Source organism: Bacteroidia bacterium (genome assembly GCA_019695265.1).
In the GTDB taxonomy this organism is placed as follows: Bacteria; Bacteroidota; Bacteroidia; order JAIBAJ01; family JAIBAJ01; genus JAIBAJ01.
This window is the reverse complement of the sequence record JAIBAJ010000081.1, coordinates 1-16,280: the sequence shown is the minus strand read 5'-3', so window position 1 is coordinate 16,280 and position 16,280 is coordinate 1. Positions and strand designations below refer to the sequence as shown.

Here is a 16,280-nt window from a genome sequence, read left to right as displayed (position 1 = left end):
ATTTGAGTTTCCTTATAAACACAAAACAAAGGTAAAACACCCAAATTAACACCCAAATCAAAAATCGACCCCAATAAAATCAAGCCTTTCAGAAGGCCTTAGGGAAAATCGCGGAAGTCAGGAAAAAAACAGTTTTGTTTCGAACATGCTGAATTTTTTCAAAGGGCACTATGTAGGAACGGTGTATACGAACAAATTCTGAAGATGGCAATTTTTCCAAAATAGCTTTCATGGTCATTCGAACCACTACCGGTTTCTTATCCTTTAATTGAATTTTCAAATAATCATCCAAACCTTCAATCCATTGAATCTCACTTAGCTCTATTTTTTGCAAACTATAATCTGCTCTGAGGTAGATATAAGTCTCATTCTTTAAAACCTTTTTCGTTCTCAATTGGCAGGCGTCCAATACCTTTTGTGTTGCTCTTGAAAATCTTTCGAAGGTATATGGTTTTAATAAATAGTCCATAGCACTCAGCTCAAAGCCTTCGACTGCAAACTCGCTGTATGCAGTTGTAAATATGGCGAAGGTATTTTGATTCACTCGCTTGTAAAAATCCAACCCTGAAACTGCGGGCATATTAATATCCAAAAAAATTAGATCCACCGGAAAATTCTCCAAATATTCCATGGCATCACCTGTTTTGGTAAACACCTTTTGTAAGTCAATGTAATCAAGTCGATTGCAATAGGCCTCGATCACCTTAAGGGCGAGTGGCTCATCATCCAATGCAACGGCTTTAATTTTCATAACTGAATCTTCAAACTTACTTCGTAAAATTCCTCGTTGTCAAAAATAGAAATTTCATGAGAATTCGGATAAAAAAGATTCAGAACTTGAATTAAATTTGAACTACTCTTACTTGAATCCTTTGTAAATGCAGAAGAATTGCACACTTTTCTATTTTTTATAGATAAAGAAAATACCCTTTTAGAAGTAGATAAATAAATCTTAATAGGCGATTCCATTTCAGGACTTACTCCATGTTTAAACGCATTATCCACCAAGGTCCATACCAGCATCGGTATTATTTTCAATTCCTCTTCAGGCCCTGTTCGGGAATACTCAACCAAAGCCGTATCACCAACCCGAATTCGTTGCAAATGAATATAACTTTCTAAAAAATCTAAATCCTCTTTAAGCGCCACTTCGGTAGGTATATTCTCTTGAGTGGAATACCTAAATAAATTAGCCAACATTAAAATAGCATCAGGCGTTTCTTCCGAATTGCTCAACGATAAAGCATATATACTATTTAATGAATTGAACCAAAAATGAGGACTTAATTGCGCTTTAAAATTAGCTTGAGCAAATTCGTTTTTAAAGGATTGAAAGCTATTCCAATAATAATTTATTCGTAAAAGGGACGATAAGGTGATGGAAATTAAAAAAGGAAAGGCCAACAAAAAAAACAGGTACTCCACCCTGCCGCTCGGATCCCATAGATAACAGGATGTGACCATCAGAAAAAAACCCAATAGGTAACTCAATACCAGTATCAAGCGCTTTCGTTTGAAATACAGGTTAGGAATTAAAACAAAGTAATTTATGTAAAAAATTACCACCAAAATGGCGCAGGAAAGTAACTCCGATTGAAAATGCCTTAGTTTAAAAGTTTCAGGAGCAAATGAATGATCTTCCCAGTAAATGAGTAAGAAAGTGAAAAACAAAAAAAACGCCGAAAGGTGCAGTACAAGCGTTGGTTTTTGTTGTTTGGTCATTTGCTCAAATGTAAAGCCAAATGAATTTGCTTGATCAAAGGATATATTCGTTTAATTTTTCTGCTAATAACCTAAACAAATCCCAAAAAAGTCCCTGAAACCAAACAGGCATTCCATTTTCCGATGGAATCATTTTCACCCCTCCTTACAGGCCCAACTTACGGTGGGATTTATACCAGAAAATCAAACACTTCCCTGTAAAAAAGCTCCGGCTGTTCGGCATGCAACCAATGCCCGCACTGAGGAATGGTATGAATTTCAGAAAATGGGAATTGGTTGTAAATAGACTCAAAATCAGAATCTTGAATATAACCAGACCTGTCTCCACGAAGAAAAAGACTCTCAACCGTACAAATTCCGGCTTGTGCCGCTCCTACCTCCTGAATATTTCTGGTAAGGGATTCCAAATTAAATTTCCAAACCAACTTATTTTCCGAATTCCAAGTAAGATTTTTAAGTAAAAACTGCAAAGTGGAAGGTTCTGAAATACGCATAGACAATATACTTTCTGCCTCTTTCCTACTGCTAACTTCACCAATATCTAAGCTATGCAAGGCCTCCAAAATAAGTTGATGATGCAAGGGATAAGCCTTAGGGGCTATGTCTGCAACCACCATTTTTGAAACCCGCTGGGGATGTTCAATCGCAAAATTCATAGCCGTTTTACCTCCCAACGAATGTCCAAGCAAATGAACCTGCTCCAATTGTTGCTGTTGAAGAAAATGCAACAAATCATTAGACAATAATTCAATGGTAAAGTCGCTGGTGTGTGGACTTAAACCATGGTTACGCTGATCTATGGTAAATACCTGAAAATGAGAAGAAAAACGTTTTGCCAAACTCGCCCAATTATCCAGAGAACCAAATAAACCATGGATAATTACCAATGGAAATCCTTGGTCGCCATAAACCTTGTAATTCAATTGAAGTTCTTGTTGCATTGGTGCAAAGGTAGGTTTTGAAACCGGAGTAGAACCTAAAAATCAACCGGCTCCCCTCGTCTTTGTTGCAGTTGAAAGTCACATCACGATTTCTATTACAGCTATAAGGTTCAACGAACAACATTTTGGGGTTCCTTCGGGTAGGGATAGAGGCAAGTAGCCCACAGGCACACGCGGCGTTAGCCAAGTGGGCCGAGGACTACAGCCGATAGCCCGACCATGAGCATTTGACCAAACCTTGATATTGCACACAACTTGGTGCGAATGGGACCCGCCAAAAACACCTAAAAATTACCTTGCCAATCCTAAGCCCAACAGCATTTTCGACCTATTTTGAACCAGGTTTTACCTCCGAGGAAACAAAGCAACAATTGGTAAATGCATAAAATGCACGTATCTTCGCGCCGAATTGATGGAACAGCCAGATCCAAAGAACAAGAAAAAACTAATTAAGCGGCTAAAAAGCAAGTACCGCTTGGTTATTATGAATGATGAAACCTTTGAAGAAAAGGCCTCATTGACCCTTTCACCTATGAATGTGATTACGGTTTTTGGCTCATTTACCCTGTTTTTGATTATGTCGATGGTGTATATTATTGCGTTTACACCGCTGCGAGAGTACATTCCCGGTTACGCCGATGTTGGAATGCGGCGAACCGTTTATTCGATGAGCATTAAAGTGGATTCGCTCGAAACTGAAATGAGAACCAAGGATGCTTATATCAAGAATTTAAACTATATCATTTCAGGCCAAGTGCCGCCACAAGGCGATTTATCGAAACCTGATAGTACCCAAAAATATGGCAATATTTCATTTAACAAATCGGCAGAAGATTCAGCTTTGAGAAAGCAAGTTGCTGAAGAAGAACGACTTATAGGTGGACGAGTAATTGCCAACAATCCCAATGCCAAAAGTGAAAATGGAATGGCAGGTGTATTTTTCTTTCCTCCCATTAAAGGCGTAGTTACCACCAAATTCAATACCAACGATAGCCATTTCGGGGTGGATATTGTTGCACCAAAAGACGAGAATATCAAATCTACCCTCAGCGGAAAAGTAGTATTTGCAGGTTGGACCTCAGAAGCCGGTTATGTTATTGCTATTCAACACGATAACAACTTACTTTCAGTTTATAAACACAATTCTACCCTCTTAAAAAAGGCCGGAAATATGGTAAAAGCTGGCGAGCCGATTGCCATTATCGGAAACAGTGGAGAACTAACAACTGGACCACATCTGCATTTTGAGTTGTGGTACAACGGAACTCCTTTGAATCCATCGGATTACATGAACTTTTAGTCGGCTTAAACCCTTACCGGGAGCCATTTTCCGAGAAGTTATTGTTACTAAAAACACCCATTTACTATATTTTCTTCTAACCCGTATTGATTTATTTCTGTTTATGCGGGCCCCCTTCCGCCTGAATATAGAAGTGCCAAAACCAGGTTTGGTGCATGGCGTTCGGGTCACGCTATCGGCTGTAGTCCTCGTCCCCCTAGGCTAACGCCGTCGGTGTCCTGTGGGCTACTTGCCTCTATCGTTGCCCGAGGTGCAAGCCCTACCTTCTTTGCAAGGTAGAAAGCAATTGCAAAAACACCCTACCCTTTGCTTAACAAGCTTCCGGTTAATTCGAAAAAAAACTGAATTTTATTCAGAAATGGGCATTAACAACATTAATTCTGCAGTTGTCTTAGGTAGAGTTGAACTGTGTTTTCCAATCCAAAATACAAGGCGTCGGAGATCAGAGCATGACCAATGGAAACTTCCAACAACCCCGGTATATTTTGGTAGAAATAGGCCAAATTTTCGAGCGATAAATCGTGTCCTGCATTAAGCCCCAATCCTAATTTATTGGCTAAGATGGCTGAATGTCGATAAGGTTCAATGGCCAATTCCTTGTTACGGCTGTAATTAGCGGCAAAACTTTCGGTGTATAATTCAATTCGATCGGTACCGGTTTGCGAGGCCAATTCAATTAACTCGGGCACCGGATCCATAAAAAGCGAAGTTCGGATACCTTTGGATTTAAAGGTTTCGATTATCTCTCGTAAAAAAGCGGATTCCTTTCGGGTATTCCATCCTGCATTGGAAGTAAGAACATCGGGAGGATCTGGCACCAAGGTAACCTGAGCAGGTTGCACTTCCAATACCAATTGAATAAATGAATCGGTTGGATAACCTTCCACATTTAATTCGGTTCGAATAGCTGACTTGAGATCCCTCACATCCTGGTAACGGATATGGCGTTCATCCGGTCGTGGATGAACAGTTATTCCCTGAGCACCAAACCGTTCAATATCCATTGCAGCCTTAAGCACATTGGGCACATTGCCACCACGAGCATTTCGAAGCGTTGCAATTTTATTGATGTTTACACTAAGCTTGGTCATTGCTATTTATTCCACCTGACTTTTTAACCTCCATAAAAATGCCACCGGCCACCAACAACAACAAAACAACACTTCCAGCCAATGAAATTTTCTCACCTGTTTGATATACTTTAGGTTCAAACTTAAATTCAACAGTATGTTTTCCGGCAGGTAACTTCATACCACGCAAAACATAATCGGTTTGGAAATGTGGTGTCAATTGTCCATCCACATAAGCATTCCAACCTTTTTCGTAATAAATTTCAGAGAAAACGGCTACTTGTTCTTTAGAAGAAACGTATTCATAACTAAGGTCATTGGGCTTGTAGTTAGTTAGTTTAATGGAGGCAGTAGAATCAATACCGGTTGGCACTGTTCCAATCATTTCTTTGAACTTTTCATTTACAATAGCAGTTTTAAGAGGGGCAAAAGAATCGTTTAAGGCCTTAATTTCAGAATCGGCATCCGGTACCAACTGAACATTGGAAACAAACCAGGCATTTCCACATGCCTGAGGATTTCGTTGGGGAATAAGTTGACCTGATTTATTATCGCGGATAATAACATACTTGGTATTCAACATATTAATTACAGCCAGGTTGCTTTTACTCAAGCAAGAATCAATCAACTCCTGATAGCGTTTTAGTTTAGCGCCATGGTAACCACCAATACTTTTATGGTAATAGCTGGTGCTGGCATCGTTGAAGGTATTAACAGCCAAGTTAAGAACACGGAAGTTTGGATCCTTGTCTTGCAGAATTCTCTCATCGGCTTCTGTGGGTTGAAAAGGCTTGTCAACTTTGGATTTACTAACAAAGTTTTCACTTCCGATGTAGCGTTTATCTACACCTCCCAAATCGATTAAAAACACCAAGGCTAAACCGGCTAAAAGGATGGTTTCATTAATTTTCTTTTGTAGGAAAAACCAAATCAGTCCAAAGCTAAGTCCAATAAAAACGAGGGAACGTAGGGCATCCATTCTCAACATACTTTCCCTTTCAGCAATTAGTGCCGTCATAAACCACTCCGGAAACGACTGACGCAATTGGTTATCGGAATCAACTTCGAAATCAAAAAAGGCACCCGGAAGCAGGATAAATACCAAGCAAATTCCACCGGTTATGTAAAGTGACCAAAGCAAGTATTTTTTCCACTCACCAAAGCTTTGTTTGGACTCCACTATTCTTTTTACAATTAAAAGTGCCAGAAATGGAAACATTACCTGAGCAATAACCAAAGTCATGGAAACCGCTCTAAACTTGTTATAACCCGGAAAATGATCGAAAAAGAAATCGGTAAATACAGGCCAGTTTTTACCCCAAGAGAGTGCAATGGAAAGCAAGGTAGCGATGAGAATCCACCAGCGGTCGGCACCACCTAAGGCAAACAAGCCCAGAACAAATAGAAATACAATAGATGCACCCAGGTAAACCGGGCCGGAAGTAAAAGGTTGATCGCCCCAATAGGTTGGTACCGCTTTAATAAATTGTTTGATTTGACCGGGACCTACACCATTTTCTTTCAAGGCATTGGCAATTTCAGATTTTGCACCAACTTCTTGTTGAGAGGCTCCTCCATTGAAATTGGGTATAAGAATGGTACCGGTCTCAGCAACACCATAACTCCATCCTAAAGCATAGTCCTTATTAAGTCCGGAAGATTGGGCTGCAACCTGCTTTAGTTCACTTTTACCTCGCATGGTATATTGTCCGTATTCATAGGTTGCCATTAAGCTTGTAAGATTGGGCAATACAGCAATAACAACTGCCGGGATTAATACGAATGAAGACTTAAGGAACTCTGCAATTTTTCCTTGAATACTCATTTCAATCAATTTACCTATACCAAAAACCAACAGGGTAAGCATTAGGTAATAGGTGATTTGAAGGTGGTTTGTTGAGATTTCAAGGGAAAGGAACAAAGCAGTTAAAACAGCACCCAAAACATATCGGCCTCTAAATGTTAGAATAACAGCACCAATAACAGGAGCAAAATAGGCAATCGCATGAACTTTGGAATTGTGTCCGGCTTCAATAACGATTAAGGAATAAGAAGAAAAAGCAAAACCTACGGCCAAAGCAGCAGAAATCCAGGCATTAGCGCCAATCATCAAACCGGTTAGAAAGAAACCTAGCATTAAAAGGAATAAGTAATTTGCCGGATGAGGCAAAATAGAAAGAAAGGCCTTATTGATACCTGCTATCCAATTGGAAGGATAAGCTGTTGAGATTTGGTAGGCCGGCATACCACCAAACATCGAATTAGTCCAAAGCGGCTCTTCGTGAAAGGTTTCTCTAAACTGCTTAATTTCCTGGCTCATTCCCTTAAAATTATTGATATCTTGTTGCATCAGTGCTTTACCCTGAAGCAAGGGAAAGAAAAAGCCAAGAGACAAAATGGCAAATCCGGCAATAATTAATACGTAAGGAAGATACTTTTTAATATTCATGTTAAGTGGTTTCTGCATTATTTGATTTCTTCAAAATCGACGTAATCATCGTCATTATCTGATTTTGAATGATACGTTTTATCTTTATTTTTCTTGACAACTACCTGGCCTTGTTTTTGGTTTGCCTCGTCCCTCAATCTTTCTAATTCACTCTTGACGTACTTTTCAGAAGTAAAATTGATCAAATAACGTAACAGCATAGGAAATAAATACCTACCAAAAATGGCCAGCATATACCAACCAAAAATTAGAAGCAGGATAACTCTAAATAGGCTCATGGAATGGCAAAGGAACAAAAAAAGACTACATGGCAATGGAAGAAGTACGATTTAACAAGAATGAACTGTCTCCATAACTTAAAAAACGATATTGATGGGCAAGGGCATATTGGTAAATTTCCGACCACTTTTCCCCAACAAAAGATGCAATCAGCAAAAGCAAGGTACTATTGGGTTGATGAAAATTGGTCACTAGTCCATTCACTACTTTATATTCATATCCGGGAACAATCAAAATTTGAGTTTGTCCGATCAACTTTTTTTCCCCGGTGTTTTTAAGATAATTTATCAAAACAGAGAGGGACTCTTGCAGAGAAATGGAGGATGGAAGTTCATAAGGCTCCCATTGGCTTAATAAAAAATCTGAACCATATAAATTTTCACCTAAGCTCAGTTTAACTCCAATCCAGTAAAGCGATTCCAGGGTTCTTAACGATGTAGTACCTACAGCTATGACCGGATTTCCAATATGTTTTTTCAAACCAAGTAAAAAATCCATGCTTACATCCAACCATTCCGCATGCATGGGATGGTCTTTCATGGTTTTGCTTTTAACCGGAGCAAAGGTTCCAGCCCCAACATGTAAACAAACTTCATTCATTTGATGCCCCAGGTCTTTAATTCTTTCTAAAACCTGTGGAGTAAAATGCAAACCGGCAGTTGGGGCAGCAACAGAACCGGGGTACTTATTATAAGTTGTTTGATACCGATCTTCATCCGATTTTTCCACTTCCCTTTTCATATAAGGAGGTAGGGGAACATTTCCTAAGTTTTCCAATACTTCAGAAAAGGTAAGACGACCTGGTTCCCACGAAAATTCAACCTCTGCCAAATTTCCTGAAAAAGATTGTAGCTTAGCTCTTAATATTGAATTCGGATAACCTGGAATAGGGCAATGAAGATAATCCTGTTTCCATTTTTTCAATCCACCAACCATTGTTTTCCAGGTAGATGTTCCGGTTTGGTTGAGTGCAAAAGATGGAAGACTTTCAGCCGGTTCAAGGCAAAACAATTCAATTTTACCTCCGTTTTCATTCTTAAATATTAGTCTGGCTTTGACTACTTTGGTAGAATTGACAACTACCAATGAATTCGCAGGTAACAAATCAGGCAACTTGTCAAATTGATACGATTGTATATCTTCCCCTTGATAGAATAACAGTTTGGATTGATCGCGTTCTTCGAGCGGAAACTGCGCAATTCGATCAGCAGGAAGCTCATAGGTAAAATCGAGTATAGAAATTTCCCAAGGTTTTTTCACAGTGCGAAGGTATTGCAGTTACTTTGTGATGCTGATGAAAAATAAATTAAAAAAGTTAAGTATTGTCATCCCATGCTACGATGAACCCTATCCGGAGCGTACTTGGATGAGTCTGGTTACTTGCGAAAAACCCGAAGTTGAGGTTGAAGTAGTTTGGGTAATCAATCATGGAGAAGGAGAAGAATTTGCGGTTCAGGAGCGCAATCGTATAACTTTAAACAAACTTCATGACTTGTCCCAAATAGAGGAAAGCAAATGGATTCAATGGGAAATAATTCCTGCATTCAATTTACCGGCTAAACAAGCCGGAGTTGGATTAGCCCGAAAAATTGGAATGGATTGGGTTTGTGAAAGGCTTGAAAAATCGAATCTTAGCAATCAACCCATCGTATGTTTAGATGCCGATTGTACGGTGCAACCCAATTATTTAATAGCTTTGGAAGAGGCTTTTACCTTACATCCAAACTGGACCGGAGCATCCATTGAATTTAAGCATCCAATTTACGGGGAGGAATTTGAACAAGAAGTTTATAGAGGAATATTCTTGTACGAGCAATTCCTAAGGTATTATATCGCCGGATTACGATGGGCCGGACATCCCTTTGCGTTTCAAACCATAGGATCGGCAATGGCTGTTAGATCTGATATTTATCGAAAGCAAGGAGGAATGAATAAAAGAAAAGCTGGTGAAGATTTTTATTTTCTCAATAAAATTATTCCATTGGGAAACTTTTTAGAAATCAACTCTACCAGTGTAATTCCATCGCCACGGCCAAGTCATCGGGTTCCCTTTGGTACAGGAAAAGCTATTGGTAAGTATTTAGAATCCAAGGAGATCCTCTTTTACAACCCCCTGCTTTTTGAACTTTTGAAGTCAACCTGGAACTACCTCTCCCTTCAATTTGCTGTAAAAAATGAGGATTTAGGCATGGATTTCGAAACCCTTGATCCAACCATCCGGGAATTTTTAAATAGTATAGCATGGAAAAAAAACCTGGAAGAAATAAACGCCAATGTGAATTCACGAGAAAACTATATTATCCGCATGTTTCGTTGGTTTGACCTCTTCCTTGTTCTGAAATTTGTCCATTTTTATCAATCCAAACATCTAAACGATTTAAGTTGGGAGGAATTAAACCGTATTCCACTGCCTTTTAAGTTTTAAGCACCGGGCTGAACCTACTTCCAAATTCCAGATATTTTGGATTACAAGTTGATTTTAATGTTTGGTATTGTTTATTGATTATATAATTTAACCCTGTTTTTCGAAGAGGATTATTTACTTTTGAACCAATGAAAGTATTAATAGTTGAAGACGAACAAAAGGTAGCTGATTTTATTGCTAAAGGACTGGAAGTTCATAGTTTTAATACAAGCATAGCTTTTGACGGACAAATTGGTTTACGTTTGGCTGAAACAGAAACCTTTGATTTGATCATTTTAGACATCAACCTTCCGGTTATAAATGGTTTTGAAGTTTGCAAAAGAATCCGATCAGAAGGAATAAAAACCCCCATTTTAATGCTTACTGCACTTGGTACCACTAAGGATAAGATTTTAGGTTTCGACTACGGAGCCGACGATTATTTAGTAAAACCATTTGAATTCGATGAGTTACTTGCCCGGGTTAAAGCCTTGATTAAACGCTCATCTTCCAATTCATTTCAGGAATCCATTTTACGAATTGCCGACTTAGAATTAGATAACCGAACCAAAGAGGTAAAACGAAATGGAAAATTGATTGAACTAACCCACAAGGAATTTATGTTGTTGGAATATTTAATGCGTAATAAAGGAATTGTGCTTTCCCGTTCAGATATTGCAGAAAAAATCTGGGACATTTCCTTTGATACAGGTACCAATATAATCGATTTGTATATTTTCTATTTAAGAAAAAAAATTGACAAAGATTTTGAACCAAAACTAATTCATACTCAGGTTGGTATGGGCTATGTTTTAAAGGAAAAACTATGAGAATAAGAACCCGAATCACCCTACAGTTTTCGATTATTGTTTCCATAATTCTCATCATTTTTTCTATCATTATTTATACGCTTCTTGGTAATTTCAGAAGGGAGGAATTCAGAGGCCGTTTAAAGGATAAGGCCTTAAATTCGGTGAAATTACTTTCCGATGTAGATGAGATTTCAAGTGAATTACTCCAAATTTTGGATAAAAACGCTGTAAATCCAATGCCTAAGGAGCGAGTATTCATTTATGACTTGAATAAAAACCTGGTTTATTGCAGTTTAGAAAATGAAAGTGATTTTGTTCCAGGTTCAATTCTCGATCGAATTGTTGAAAAAGAGGAATTGTACCTTGAATTTCCAGACAAAGAAATGGTTGGTTTTACCTTTCAAGGTAAATACAATCAGTTTATTGCAGTGGCCTCTGCCGTTGACCGATTTGGTTATTCTAAATTATACTACCTCCGAACAATCCTGGTTCTGGGTGTATTTTTTTCCATTCTTTTAATTATTTTGGTTGGACTTTTCTTTTCCAGACAAACCTTGCAACCTATTTCAAATATAGTTACCCAAATTGATGCCATCACCGCTTCCAACTTAAATTTAAGAGTCAATGAAGGAAACACCAAAGATGAAATTGCCCAATTAGCCATTAAGTTCAACAAAATGCTCGAAAGGCTTGATGCCGCATTCGAAGTACAACGAAGTTTTGTTTCCCATGCCTCCCATGAACTTCGAACCCCGCTAACTGCATTAACCGGACAAATTGAGGTAAATTTGATGAGCCCTAAAATCAATGATGAAGGGAAAACCATATTAAATTCGCTTCTACAAGAAATTAAACAACTTAACAAACTATCTAATGGTTTATTAGACTTGGCTCAGGCAAACCTGGATCTAACAGAAATTGAATTCCACCATTTAAGGCTAGATGAATTGGTTGGTTATGCCCGTGCCGAACTTTTGAAACGAAACCCCAATTATTCTGTCATTCTTCACTTCGCAGAATTTCCTGAAGAAAACTGGCTGATGGCTCTAGGAAATGAACACTTATTAAAATCTGCAATATTAAACGTATTGGAAAACGCCTGCAAATACTCAGAAAACAATACAGCTCACTTAGATATTTCCTTTTCATCCCGACTAATTTTAATGACCATTACTGATAATGGAATGGGAATTTCAGAAGAAGATTTAAAACATCTTTACCTACCCTTTTTCAGATCTAGAAATGTAAAAAATAAAAGTGGACATGGAATTGGATTACCTCTCACAAAAAAAATTATGGAAATCCATAAAGGCAAAATTGTTGTGCATTCTAAGTTAGGAGAAGGAACTAAGGTTGAACTTTCTATACCCCACCTGTAAGTTCGGTTATTCTTACATTCTTTTTCTTTCTATTGGCAAATAGAGCAACTAAAAGGACTTTTCTGTCCTAAAAAAATCAATTGGAAATCAGGAATACCAGCGGACCAAAAGTTCATTGAAAACCTTATTTTAAAGGGTGGAAACCAGGTTTCAACTGTAAAACGATTAAAAAATTTGTTTTGCAGAAAATCTTAAAAAGCTTGGGAAATCCAAAGGAAACCTTGTTTCTGGTTTCAAAAGATCAGAAAATTTTTTCCAAAGCGCAATTCTAATTATATTCTAATATCATTCAAATACCCTTCATATAACCGGGTCTTTCCTTTGTACTGTCTAAAATCGGTTATTAAAATAAATTTTTCAGAAATAAGATTAGGAACAATGGATTCAACATTTGCATTCATCCTGATTTCAAACATTAATCACATTAATTGTTTTATTACTGAATTGTTTATTGGGTTACTCTCCACCACTACCCTATTTGTGCTTTTTTTTAAACTGCATAGGATAAGTGAAGAAAACCATAGCCTAAGTCAAGACCTCAACAAAATATTAACTCAAATTAAAAAAAAGGAAACCGAAGAGCAAGAAAACATCAAAAACGCCTATTACAAATGCTTTTATGAAGTTTGGCCAATTTACAGAAAAAAACACGAGCAACTTAGCGATTTAGAATTTCAAATGGAATATGCCAAGTGCTCTAATCAAATCGTTCATAAAATGTCATTGGATTACAACATAAAAAAATCTGATGCCCTGCGTTGTGTACAGGAAAGACTTGATATCTGCAAATTCGATTTAATAAAACAAGACAACCTAGGAAAACACTGATGAAATTTGGGTGGGCCAATTGTTAGAAAGGCGGTTAAGGGAATTTTAGCTTTAGTGAATTTTGGTGATAAGTTTACAAGGCACAGGGGAAAATAAAATTCCCACTCCCACCCAAACCATCAGTATTATTAAAGATATGTTTCGGCTGAGAAACTAACAGAGGGGAAACTGGAAATCTTACCGAAACTAATGTAGATATAAATTAAAAAAAATCTACATGCAATCAACCGGGACAAGAAATTGTTCCGGTTTTTTTTTGTTATTCCTCAGATTCTACTTTACTTCTTTGGCACCACCAAATCAAAATCCCGGAAAATGGTAACAAGGCTATGGCAATCAAAGCAATAAACGCTAGTATTTTTCCAATTAACCCAATTTAATCAATAGGAAGATTGAAAATCTGAACTACTTGATTTAATTGGAGGTACCCCGAATTATAGCATGTTCTCAATTTTCATAAGAAATTGAAATACAACCCTTAATTCGTTTGTGCATTTCTAATACCATTTGGGTTAATTCCTTTCGTTACCTTCCATAAACAGGTTGCACTCCCAACTCCTCTAATGTTTTCTGATTGAAATACCTGTAATCCGTTTTCCAATACATAGTTGGATCAGGATTAAGACTTATACCAAGTACCTAAGAATCAGTCTCCGGAATCGGTTTCCAATTGCAAATTCTTCTTCTCTAAACATTCGAATTCAAAACAATTATTTAGAATCATCCTAAACAATACCCTAAACGGCTATTCTTCACCCAGGCCCGAACTTTCCTTTTCCACCATTCCCGCCCCCCTACCCTTGTTCCCTCAACATCCCTCCACAAATTCCAATCCTAGTTTCCTTCCCTACTCTATTTTTAACTTCTTTTGCACACGAATCTTGCCTTATACCTCACTCCTTTCATGACTCATCCTAGGTTTAGCCTGTTTTTCCTGCTTCTTCTCCCCCTAAGCTCCCTTGGCCAATTTCTACCTCTTCCCCTCGATGCTGAATCAGTCTTTTGGAACTACGCTTTCACCAGCCAAAATAGCATAGGCGAAGAACATGTGTATTTCCATGGTCCTTCTACCAACATCACCCTCGATGGCAAATCCTACTCACCTATTTACTTCGTCAATTACATCATTAATTTGCAAGGAAACGGAACTATAGACACCCTGCGAAGTTCCGGATTGCTCGGGTATTTCCGTGCCGAACAATCCGGTAAAATCTTCAAAAAAGAAACCCAAAACGAATCCCTTTTCTTCGATGTGAATGCGCTATCAGTCGGAGATACCATTCCTGCTTCCTGGTCCATTCTTTTCAGCAACCTCTCCTACCACCTGCTGCTTACGAACATCGATACCTTGTGGGATTCCAATAATTTTCCTCACCGCAAATTCATTTTTCACACCCCTCAAAATCCCTACTTAACCGAACTGTATTTTATCGACGGCCTTGGCAGCTCGGCTTCCTTCCTTAGCCTTATTCCACTCAATCTGGAAAGTCCTATGTATGACCTGGGTTGCGCCCTTATCGACTCAGTCCCCATCTACCCTTCCGCCCAAGCCAATTGCCCCGATCTTCCTCCTCCACCCTTTACTTCATTACCCGAAACAGGCTCTTCTGCCCTACCCTTTCCTAATCCTTGCTCCGGTTGGCTTCATCTTCCTAAACAGCTACTAAACCATCCCGAAACTCCGGTTCAAATTTATTCCCTGCAAGGTTCTTCTGCCATGCAAACAACCGTTTCTTCATCTGTACTCAACCTTACCGGACTCGAAAATGGCCTTTATTTTCTATTTTTCCCTCAAGATAACCTACGTTTCAAACTTCTTTTGGAAAAACAGCCATGAAAACCCGACCATCTAACATACTAAAATGCCAACTAACAGTATGGACTTGGATTTTAGCCTTGTCCATTGTACATCCCGGCTCCTCCTTAGCCCAATCCAAAATAAATTGGCTTTTTAAAAACCACAGGGATGGCTATCCCATGTTTCGAATTCCAACAATGCTCTCGTTACCCAACGGCATAATACTGGCCTTTTGCGAAGGCCGACAAAGCCTTATGGACCACGGAAACATCGATTTGGTCATGAAATCCTCCTCCGATTCAGGTAAAACCTGGTCGAAATTGCATGTCGTTTGGGACCAGCAAAATCATACCTGCGGCAATCCGGTTCCCGTTTTCGAAGCCCAAACTCAAACCCTGTTTCTAATTGCTACCCTTGACAACGACAGCGTTTTTGTGCTTTCTTCTACCGATTTTGGAAACTCGTGGAATCAGCCCCGAAACATCACCGCTATGGTTAAACCTTCTAATTGGGAATGGTATGCCACCGGTCCCGTCCACGGTATTCAATTACAGCGTTCTGTTTGGGCCGGACGCTTGGTTGTGCCTTGCAACCATACGGTTCGTGGTTCATCTATCCATCAAAGCCACGCCATTTTTTCCGACGACCAAGGCAAAACCTGGAGTCGTAGCGAAAATGTGCCGGATCAAAAAACCGATGAATGTACCCTGGCCGAATGCAGCAATGGTGAGCTTTATCTCAATATGCGTAACTCAGACCGTCGCCTCCCCAACCGTAAAGTTTGTTATAGTAAAGATGGTGGTTCGCATTGGACCAACGGAGCTTTCGATTCGGTATTGGTTGAGCCGATTTGCCAAGGCTCGGTGTTGAGCTTAACCGATCATCAAATGGTATTTTCTAACCCTTATCACCGGTCGAAGCGCAAAAACCTAACCCTTTCCTTTAGCCGCGATAATGGTCAAACCTGGTACAAACGCATTCCGGTGTTCCATGGCAAGGCGGCCTACAGCGATTTAATTCAGTTAAACCATTCTCAACTCCTTATCTGCTTCGAAACGGGCAAATTTCTGCCTTATGGTGGCATAGTTTTTACCACAATTTCTTATTAAAAAGGTTTGGCGGGCCCCCTTCCGCCTACCCAATTCCATGCAAATCCCCAACATTTGGAGTTGGCGTTCGGGTCACGCTTTCGGATTTCTATGTTCAATTTACATTGTACTGAAAATTTTTTTCGTACTTTTTTTCATTTCTTACACATGCAAATATCCTAAGGACAATTTTGTTTCTTATTGCATTAA

Annotated in this window: 14 protein-coding genes; 7 read left to right on the top strand and 7 right to left on the bottom strand. The window is 38.8% G+C overall.

What is annotated here, in order from left to right; translation table 11 throughout:
• Positions 1 to 88: 88 nt before the first annotated feature.
• The 3 genes from K1X82_11430 to K1X82_11420 all read right to left on the bottom strand — a co-directional run bounded on the left by K1X82_11430 (position 89) and on the right by K1X82_11420 (position 2,663).
• Positions 89 to 751, bottom strand: a complete 663-nt coding sequence (locus K1X82_11430) for a LytTR family DNA-binding domain-containing protein (protein MBX7182719.1) — start codon at positions 749 to 751, stop codon at positions 89 to 91.
• The gene (locus K1X82_11425; protein MBX7182718.1) at positions 748 to 1,722 is read right to left on the bottom strand and encodes a histidine kinase; all 975 of its coding nucleotides are present in this window, start codon (positions 1,720 to 1,722) and stop codon (positions 748 to 750) included. The genes K1X82_11430 and K1X82_11425 overlap by 4 nt, the downstream gene beginning before the upstream one ends.
• Before the next feature lie 170 nt (positions 1,723 to 1,892).
• Positions 1,893 to 2,663 (bottom strand): alpha/beta fold hydrolase, encoded by a 771-nt coding sequence (locus K1X82_11420; protein MBX7182717.1) that lies wholly within the window; start codon positions 2,661 to 2,663, stop codon positions 1,893 to 1,895.
• Positions 2,664 to 3,075: 412 nt separating this feature from the next.
• On the opposite strand from K1X82_11420, the gene K1X82_11415 reads away from it, so the two are divergent.
• Positions 3,076 to 3,963 carry a M23 family metallopeptidase gene (locus K1X82_11415; protein MBX7182716.1) on the top strand — a complete coding sequence of 296 codons (888 nt, stop codon included), beginning with the start codon at positions 3,076 to 3,078 and terminating at the stop codon, positions 3,961 to 3,963.
• A 374-nt stretch (positions 3,964 to 4,337) separates the two neighbouring features.
• On the opposite strand, the gene K1X82_11410 is transcribed toward K1X82_11415, so the two are convergent.
• Genes K1X82_11410 through K1X82_11395 form a run of 4 tightly spaced genes read right to left on the bottom strand, consistent with a single transcriptional unit; the run spans position 4,338 to position 9,021 of the window.
• Positions 4,338 to 5,054 (bottom strand): pyridoxine 5'-phosphate synthase, encoded by a 717-nt coding sequence (locus K1X82_11410; protein ID MBX7182715.1) that lies wholly within the window; start codon positions 5,052 to 5,054, stop codon positions 4,338 to 4,340.
• Positions 5,041 to 7,500, bottom strand: a complete 2,460-nt coding sequence (locus K1X82_11405) for a YfhO family protein (GenBank protein ID MBX7182714.1) — start codon at positions 7,498 to 7,500, stop codon at positions 5,041 to 5,043. Before K1X82_11405 ends, K1X82_11410 begins: the two co-directional genes overlap by 14 nt.
• Positions 7,500 to 7,760 carry a hypothetical protein gene (locus K1X82_11400; GenBank protein ID MBX7182713.1) on the bottom strand — a complete coding sequence of 87 codons (261 nt, stop codon included), beginning with the start codon at positions 7,758 to 7,760 and terminating at the stop codon, positions 7,500 to 7,502. The genes K1X82_11405 and K1X82_11400 overlap by 1 nt, the downstream gene beginning before the upstream one ends.
• Positions 7,761 to 7,785: 25 nt before the next feature.
• Positions 7,786 to 9,021, bottom strand: coding sequence for an S-adenosylmethionine:tRNA ribosyltransferase-isomerase (locus tag K1X82_11395; protein ID MBX7182712.1), 1,236 nt, complete (start codon positions 9,019 to 9,021; stop codon positions 7,786 to 7,788).
• Positions 9,022 to 9,055: 34 nt separating this feature from the next.
• Here K1X82_11395 and K1X82_11390 point away from each other — a divergent pair, with 34 nt between their 5' ends.
• The 6 genes from K1X82_11390 (at position 9,056) to K1X82_11365 (ending at position 16,091) form a co-directional block, all read left to right on the top strand.
• On the top strand, positions 9,056 to 10,186 hold the full coding sequence (locus K1X82_11390; GenBank protein MBX7182711.1) for a hypothetical protein: 1,131 nt from the start codon (positions 9,056 to 9,058) through the stop codon (positions 10,184 to 10,186).
• A gap of 128 nt (positions 10,187 to 10,314) precedes the next feature.
• A complete protein-coding gene (locus tag K1X82_11385; GenBank protein ID MBX7182710.1) occupies positions 10,315 to 10,995 on the top strand; it encodes a response regulator transcription factor in 681 nt (226 codons plus the stop codon).
• On the top strand, positions 10,992 to 12,356 hold the full coding sequence (locus tag K1X82_11380) for a HAMP domain-containing histidine kinase (protein MBX7182709.1): 1,365 nt from the start codon (positions 10,992 to 10,994) through the stop codon (positions 12,354 to 12,356). Before K1X82_11385 ends, K1X82_11380 begins: the two co-directional genes overlap by 4 nt.
• A 378-nt stretch (positions 12,357 to 12,734) precedes the next feature.
• Positions 12,735 to 13,184 (top strand): hypothetical protein, encoded by a 450-nt coding sequence (locus K1X82_11375; GenBank protein ID MBX7182708.1) that lies wholly within the window; start codon positions 12,735 to 12,737, stop codon positions 13,182 to 13,184.
• 904 nt (positions 13,185 to 14,088) lie between these two features.
• Positions 14,089 to 15,021 carry a hypothetical protein gene (locus tag K1X82_11370; GenBank protein MBX7182707.1) on the top strand — a complete coding sequence of 311 codons (933 nt, stop codon included), beginning with the start codon at positions 14,089 to 14,091 and terminating at the stop codon, positions 15,019 to 15,021.
• A complete protein-coding gene (locus K1X82_11365; protein ID MBX7182706.1) occupies positions 15,018 to 16,091 on the top strand; it encodes a glycoside hydrolase in 1,074 nt (357 codons plus the stop codon). Before K1X82_11370 ends, K1X82_11365 begins: the two co-directional genes overlap by 4 nt.
• The last annotated feature ends 189 nt before the right edge of the window (positions 16,092 to 16,280 follow it).

Bases quoted from the DNA above. Each gene is read 5' to 3' on its own strand.
- K1X82_11400 (MBX7182713.1), bottom strand. From the start codon at position 7,760: ATGAGCCTATTTAGAGTTATCCTGCTTCTAATTTTTGGTTGGTATATG.
- K1X82_11405 (MBX7182714.1), bottom strand. From the start codon at position 7,500: ATGCAGAAACCACTTAACATGAATATTAAAAAGTATCTTCCTTACGTA.
- K1X82_11425 (MBX7182718.1), bottom strand. From the start codon at position 1,722: ATGACCAAACAACAAAAACCAACGCTTGTACTGCACCTTTCGGCGTTT.
- K1X82_11430 (MBX7182719.1), bottom strand. From the start codon at position 751: ATGAAAATTAAAGCCGTTGCATTGGATGATGAGCCACTCGCCCTTAAG.
- K1X82_11415 (MBX7182716.1), top strand. From the start codon at position 3,076: ATGGAACAGCCAGATCCAAAGAACAAGAAAAAACTAATTAAGCGGCTA.
- K1X82_11380 (MBX7182709.1), top strand. From the start codon at position 10,992: ATGAGAATAAGAACCCGAATCACCCTACAGTTTTCGATTATTGTTTCC.
- K1X82_11410 (MBX7182715.1), bottom strand. From the start codon at position 5,054: ATGACCAAGCTTAGTGTAAACATCAATAAAATTGCAACGCTTCGAAAT.
- K1X82_11390 (MBX7182711.1), top strand. From the start codon at position 9,056: ATGAAAAATAAATTAAAAAAGTTAAGTATTGTCATCCCATGCTACGAT.
- K1X82_11420 (MBX7182717.1), bottom strand. From the start codon at position 2,663: ATGCAACAAGAACTTCAATTGAATTACAAGGTTTATGGCGACCAAGGA.
- K1X82_11370 (MBX7182707.1), top strand. From the start codon at position 14,089: ATGACTCATCCTAGGTTTAGCCTGTTTTTCCTGCTTCTTCTCCCCCTA.
- K1X82_11365 (MBX7182706.1), top strand. From the start codon at position 15,018: ATGAAAACCCGACCATCTAACATACTAAAATGCCAACTAACAGTATGG.
- K1X82_11385 (MBX7182710.1), top strand. From the start codon at position 10,315: ATGAAAGTATTAATAGTTGAAGACGAACAAAAGGTAGCTGATTTTATT.
- K1X82_11375 (MBX7182708.1), top strand. From the start codon at position 12,735: ATGGATTCAACATTTGCATTCATCCTGATTTCAAACATTAATCACATT.